The organism is Synechococcus sp. R6-10 (genome assembly GCF_047461815.1).
Taxonomy (GTDB): Bacteria; Cyanobacteriota; Cyanobacteriia; order Thermostichales; family Thermostichaceae; genus Thermostichus.
Genome location: NZ_JANSHW010000560.1, coordinates 1 through 5,788, shown reverse-complemented (window position 1 = coordinate 5,788; position 5,788 = coordinate 1). Strand labels below are relative to the sequence as shown.

General features: G+C 55.1%; 5 protein-coding genes. All 5 read right to left on the bottom strand.

The genetic code is table 11. From position 1 onward, the window contains the following. Positions 1-476: shikimate kinase (locus NW837_RS13770; RefSeq protein WP_414332174.1), on the bottom strand; the 476-nt coding region annotated here is incomplete at its 3' end. A gap of 11 nt (positions 477-487) precedes the next feature. Next, a complete protein-coding gene (locus tag NW837_RS13765; protein ID WP_414332173.1) occupies positions 488-1,126 on the bottom strand; it encodes a riboflavin synthase in 639 nt (212 codons plus the stop codon). A 12-nt stretch (positions 1,127-1,138) separates the two neighbouring features. Beyond that, on the bottom strand, positions 1,139-2,836 hold the full coding sequence (locus NW837_RS13760) for an ATP-binding cassette domain-containing protein (protein WP_414332172.1): 1,698 nt from the start codon (positions 2,834-2,836) through the stop codon (positions 1,139-1,141). A gap of 604 nt (positions 2,837-3,440) precedes the next feature. Beyond that, on the bottom strand, positions 3,441-4,682 hold the full coding sequence (locus NW837_RS13755) for a response regulator (protein WP_011433340.1): 1,242 nt from the start codon (positions 4,680-4,682) through the stop codon (positions 3,441-3,443). Between the two features lie 246 nt (positions 4,683-4,928). After that, positions 4,929-5,663, bottom strand: coding sequence for a ribonuclease PH (gene rph / locus NW837_RS13750; protein ID WP_011433341.1), 735 nt, complete (start codon positions 5,661-5,663; stop codon positions 4,929-4,931). Between the last annotated feature and the right edge of the window lie 125 nt (positions 5,664-5,788).

Below are 5,788 nucleotides of genomic sequence, written 5' to 3'. Positions count from 1 at the left end.
GGCACCCGCACATCGGCTTGGGCGTAGAACGGCTCTCGCTCTTGCATCAGCTTGTACAGGGCAGCTTGGGGGTCGGGGGTTTGCAGCAGGGGGCGTTGGCCGGGATCCCGCTTGAGCCGCTGCCAAATCAGCTCGGGGGTCGCATCCAGCCAAACGGTGAGGCCATGGTGCAAGTAGCTCCAATTTTTGGGGCGCAACACAATGCCGCCGCCTGTGGCGATCACCAACCGGGTGTAGCTGCTCAACTGGGCCAACACCTGCGTCTCCAGATCCCGGAAGTAGGCTTCCCCATGCTCGGCGAAGATCTGAGCGATGGAAGAACCCCCCACCTGCTCCACCAGACCATCGGTGTCGAAAAATTGAAAGCGCAACTGGGCTGCCAGCTCCGATCCCACGGTGGATTTGCCGCTGCCCATCATCCCAATGAGATAAACATTTACGCCGCGCAGGCGCTCAACTTCCTCGGGGTGGATCATGGGAAAGGTACCTAGATATAGCCATGCTCGGCCAGAAACTCCAGAGAAACGCTGCTCTCGGGGGGCAGCAAGCCCAGCAATTTTTCCACATACTTGCCCAAAATATCCGCCTCTATGTTGACGGGATCCCCAACTTGGAGCTGAGAAAGGTTGGTCTCGCGGTAGGTTTGGGGGATCACAGCCACCTTGAACCAGCAGCCCCCTTGGCGCACCTCAGCAATGGTCAAGCTCACCCCATTCACCGCCACGCTGCCCTTGGGTACGATGTAACGCCCGATCTCTTCAGGAACCTTGAAGCTCAGCTCCCAGGCGTTGCCAGTGGCGGCTTGATCCCACAGTTGCCCCACCCCATCGATATGGCCGCTGACAAAATGCCCCCCTAACTTGTCTCCTACCCGCAGCGCCGGTTCCAGGTTGACTGTGCGCGGGCCGAGGGATCCCTGGCCCCAAGTCGAGCGCCGCAGGGTTTCCGGCGAAACATCGGCCAAAAATCCATCGGGCAGAATCTCCACCACCGTCAGGCAAAGGCCGTCCACCGCCACGCTATCTCCATAGGCCAACTGAGGTTGCAACCGGGGACAGGTAACCCGTAGCTGTGAAGAATTGATCAACTGGGCTGTGCCCAAACTTCGAACCAGACCCGTAAACATTGCTTTGGCTCCTTAGGTTTTGCCGGCTGCCTTTTTGGCTTTCTGTTTTTCTCGCTCTTTGGCTCGTTTTTCGGCAGCGATTCGCTCTTGTCGGGCTTTCTCTTTCTCTTCAGCGATCTTTTCTAGATAGTAGTGATAGTTGCCCTGGTAGGCGACCAACTCTCCGTTGCGAATCTCTACAATCTTGTTGGCCACTTTTGAGATAAAGTAGCGGTCGTGAGAAACAAGGATCACCGTGCCATCGTAATGCTGTAAAGCTTCTTCCAGCATCTCTTTGGCCGGGATATCTAAGTGGTTGGTGGGCTCATCCAAAATCAGTAGGTTGGCCGGCTGAAGTAGCATTTTCGCCAACGCCAAGCGGGCTTTTTCTCCCCCGCTCAAAGCCGCTACTTTCTTAAAAACGGCGTCGCCGCTGAACAAAAAGCGACCCAACAGCGTGCGCACTTCTTCGTTTTTCCAGTCGGGCACTTCGTCATGAATGGTGTCCAAGACGGTTTTGCTCAGATCCAAAGCCTCTGCTTGATTTTGCTCGAAGTAGGCAGGGATCACATTGTGTGCTCCCAATTTCACAGATCCCTCGGTAGGTTGCTCTAGGCCGGTGATAAGACGCAGCAGGGTGGATTTTCCTGCCCCATTGGGCCCCAGAAAGGCGACGCGATCCCCACGCTCGATCAACAGCTCCGCACCCAAAAACAAAATCTTATCTCCATAAATGTGCGTCAAATTCTCGATCTTCACCACCTCGCGACCACTGCGGGGAGCAGGGGGAAAGCGAAACTTGAGGGTACGCACGTCGCCAATGGGTGCTTCGACCCGCTCGATTTTTTCCAGTTGTTTTTCGCGGCTTTTGGCCTGAGTGCTGCGGGTGGCACTGGCCCGGAAGCGATCGATGAAGGTTTGTTGCCTTTCAATTTCCTTTTGCTGACGTTCGTAGGCAGCTTGTTGTGCCTCTCGCCGTTCAGCTTTTTGGAGTAGGTATTGAGAATAGTTACCCAAGTATGTCGTAGAAACTCCTCGCTCCGTCTCCACAATTTGGGTGCAAAGCCGATCCAAAAACTCTCGATCATGAGAAACAATCACCATGGGGATCGTCAAGCTCTTGAGGTAGTTTTCCAGCCACTCAATGGTCTCCAAGTCTAGGTGGTTAGTCGGCTCGTCTAGCAACATCAAATCGGGTTTTTGCAGCAGGATTTTCCCCAGGCTGATGCGCATCTGCCAGCCGCCGCTGAAGGCGCTCACCAACCGATCCCCGTCCTCCGGCTCAAACCCCATTTCCGGCAGGATTTTCTCAATACGCGCCTCCAGTTCATAGCCATGTAAACTCTCAAATTGGCGCTGTAGACGATCTAGACGGCGCAAAAGGGTTTCCAACGTGTCCGCGTCCGCCTGCTCCATCTGTTGGGTGATTTGGGCAATTTCTTGGTGAATGCGGTTTTCCTCTTGAAAGACTGTCCAGAACTCTTCTCGCACCGTTCGGGCGGGATCCACTCCAAATTCTTGGGTGAGATAGGCGATGCGCAGGTTGGCGGGGCGGATCACCTCGCCGCTGGTCGGTTCTTCTTGCCCGCAGATAATCTTGAGCTGGGTGGTCTTTCCGGCCCCGTTTACTCCCACTAGGCCGACGCGATCCCCAGGCTTAACTTCCCAGTTCACATCCTTGAGCACCTCACCGGTGGGATAGATTTTGCTAATGTGTTCCAGTCGCAGCATAATGCTCCTTGGGGATCGGGACCAATTGGAGAAGTGTGGCGTTTTCTTTACATTCTTTACTCGATTTTACGTATTCTTGGGATCCCTGTCCATGGATCCTGAGCAATTTCTGCTTGATTTCTCCCTCTCATTGATCTTGCCGGGATCCACGACAGCGTTTAATATTTCTGGTTTGCCTTCAGAAGTGCCTGCTGAACCCTGTTCGATCTTTTTTCATGTCTTCAGGGCTTGTTTGTCGGTACCCTTAGTATGGACTCTTTTGCCAGAAGCCTTGTGAGGCTTCTCTAAGGCTTAAACGACCTCTAATGCCAGCGGGGAAAAGCCAGTTCCTGAGAGAGATTGAAGTAGCCGGTCGTGATGACAATGAGGAAGGTTGATCGGATAAGTTTTCAGTGTATGGGATGCTTACTTCGTCTCTTGTTTCTGAAATCCCCGGCAACCTATTTTTCTCTTTTGGGCATGTCCTAATGAGCTATCAATCCATTGACATTAGCAGTCAGCCCAGACAAGTTATGGTCTCTTGAGTTGACTTCTTATCTAACATAAAACCTTTGTTGATTTTGACAGGAAAGCCAATGGCGACGGGGATCAACTCAGAAGGACACTACGCCTTGGCTTGATCCTCGAGGGAACGGGGGGATCCCTGAAACAGGGCAGGATGACCTGTTCTGCCTCCCTGAACCGACAGAGGATTTTGTCTGTGGGCAGGCGGCTGTTGGGCCAGAAGCCGCTTCACCTCTGCATTAAGCTGACTTTCGTTGAAGGGCTTGGTCAAGTAGGCGGTTGCCCCCGACCATTTGCCGCGGATGCGGGCCAGCAGACCATCGCGAGCGGTAACCATCAGGATGGGAAGGGACTTAAACTCTTCTAAGCTGCGCACAATGCGGCAAAGCTCTAGACCATCGATCCCCGGCATGGCGATATCCATCAACAACAGGTGGGGCCGATGCTGAAACAACAAAGGAAGCACCTCGGCGGGGTTGCCCGTTGTAATCACCTGATAGTTGGGCAAATACTGCCGTAGGATTTCCTGCATCACCACGCTGTCGTCCACCGCCAAGATGGTTATCGGGTTGTGGCGCTTGGTCTGCAGCAGCTCTTGGGGTGTTTGTAGGCTGACCAAACCTTTTTTCGCCCAGGAGGCAAAGAGATTGGCCACCTCCAGCCGATCCCGGCACAGCTTCTTGGCGATTGCTTCCAGCGACTGGCCATCTTTGGTGAGGGTGTGGAGCTTCTGTCGTTGCTCATCGGTGATGCGGTAGCGGTTGACCCGTTCCCAATTGACCACCGGCACCGCCAACAGGGTTGGGATCGCCACCTTCAAATCTGCCCAGCGATCGTGGCGCCGGGCGGCTTCTTGCAGCAGCGGCTCCAACTCAAACCCGCCAATGGGGGCCTCTTGGGCGACCTGCTCCTGCACCTCAAAGTAACAGGTGCCTGCCCGTTCGAATAGGTAGCGGTCGAAATCGGTAAGCAGGTTGAGCCACAGGGCATCTTCCAGCTCCCCCGGCTTGAGCAGGCCCAATTGCGTGATAGCCTCCAGCAGCTCAGGTAAGGAATGGTCTTTCATCAAGCGCTCTTGCACCACCGAGATGGCCCGCTGTGGCCATTCCAAGTTGAGGCGAGGAATAAAGCGGGAGAGTCGTTTCAGCAGGATTTGCGTGTTGAGGGGTTGATCGGCAGAAAAAAGCAGCCTGCCGTGGTAGTAGGTCAACACCCAGGGTTCCGCACCCTCAGAGGGATCCAGTCCCTTGAGGTGAATGTGCAGATATCCAGTGGTAAACCGCCAACCTTGCTGCCTGAGCAGTGGCGCAAGTTCCTCCGAGCCGAACACAAAACGGGACATGCAGCGTTCTCCGGGCCAACTTCTTCAGGCCAAATGAGCAGCGATTCACCTCAGCCACACGCTCAAACCGTCGAAAGGAGAGCTTCAGAGAGCTCACTTATTTTAACAACTGGCTGATCTTAGCTTTCCCGGCCATTCCTTTACAGCAAGGGAATACCGCTTTGCCAACCAGGATATACACCCATGCAATCCCATATGCAGTGCCTTGAAGGATTACCATTGCAAGGCTAGGGTCCGGCTATGGCTCTATCTTTCTAAATTGAGAGCCTGCCGTTGGGCTTGTAGCAATTCTTGGATCCCGGCTTGGGCCATCTCCAACATTTGTAGCAGTTGCGGGCGACTGAAGCAGGCGGCTTCGGCAGTGCCCTGGATCTCGATGAAGGATCCCTGCTCGTTCATAACAATGTTCATGTCCACCTCGGCTTGGCTGTCTTCCTCATAGCACAGATCCACAAGTACCTCTCCCTGCACAATTCCCACCGAAAGGGCCGCCACCTGCTGCCGCAGCGGGGATCCCTGGGCCGGATCCAGCGCCCCCTGTTTGTACAGCCAAGTGATGGCGTCGTGCAGGGCCACATACCCCCCTGTGATCGCGGCGGTGCGAGTGCCGCCATCGGCCTGCAGCACATCGGCATCGACGGTGATGGTACGGGATCCCAGCTTGCGAAAATCCAAGGCGGCGCGCAGACTGCGCCCGATGAGCCGTTGAATCTCGGCAGTACGGCCCGATAGTTTCAACATTTCCCGCGGCTGTCGTTGTTGCGTGGCTCCGGGCAACATGCGGTACTCAGCCGTCAGCCAGCCTTGGCCGGTGTTCTGCAGAAAAGGGGGAACTTCTTCGGCCACACTGGCGGTGCAAAGGACATGGGTATGGCCGAACTTGACCAACACCGAGCCAGGGGCATAGCGGGTAAAGTGGCGCTCAAAAGAAACCGGGCGCAATTGAGCAGCGGTGCGATTATCTGGGCGTTGCCAGCTCATGGACAGTTCAAAAAGGGATCCCTCGCATTGTCAACCATGTCTGCCCAATGCGGCTCAGCTAGAAATCGCAGGAGCCCCGCACTGTACCCGTAGGGTCAGTGTCGGGAGGAATGCGGAAGTTATGA

Bases quoted from the DNA above. Each gene is read 5' to 3' on its own strand.
- NW837_RS13765 (WP_414332173.1), bottom strand. From the start codon at position 1,126: ATGTTTACGGGTCTGGTTCGAAGTTTGGGCACAGCCCAGTTGATCAAT.
- NW837_RS13760 (WP_414332172.1), bottom strand. From the start codon at position 2,836: ATGCTGCGACTGGAACACATTAGCAAAATCTATCCCACCGGTGAGGTG.
- NW837_RS13755 (WP_011433340.1), bottom strand. From the start codon at position 4,682: ATGTCCCGTTTTGTGTTCGGCTCGGAGGAACTTGCGCCACTGCTCAGG.
- rph (WP_011433341.1), bottom strand. From the start codon at position 5,663: ATGAGCTGGCAACGCCCAGATAATCGCACCGCTGCTCAATTGCGCCCG.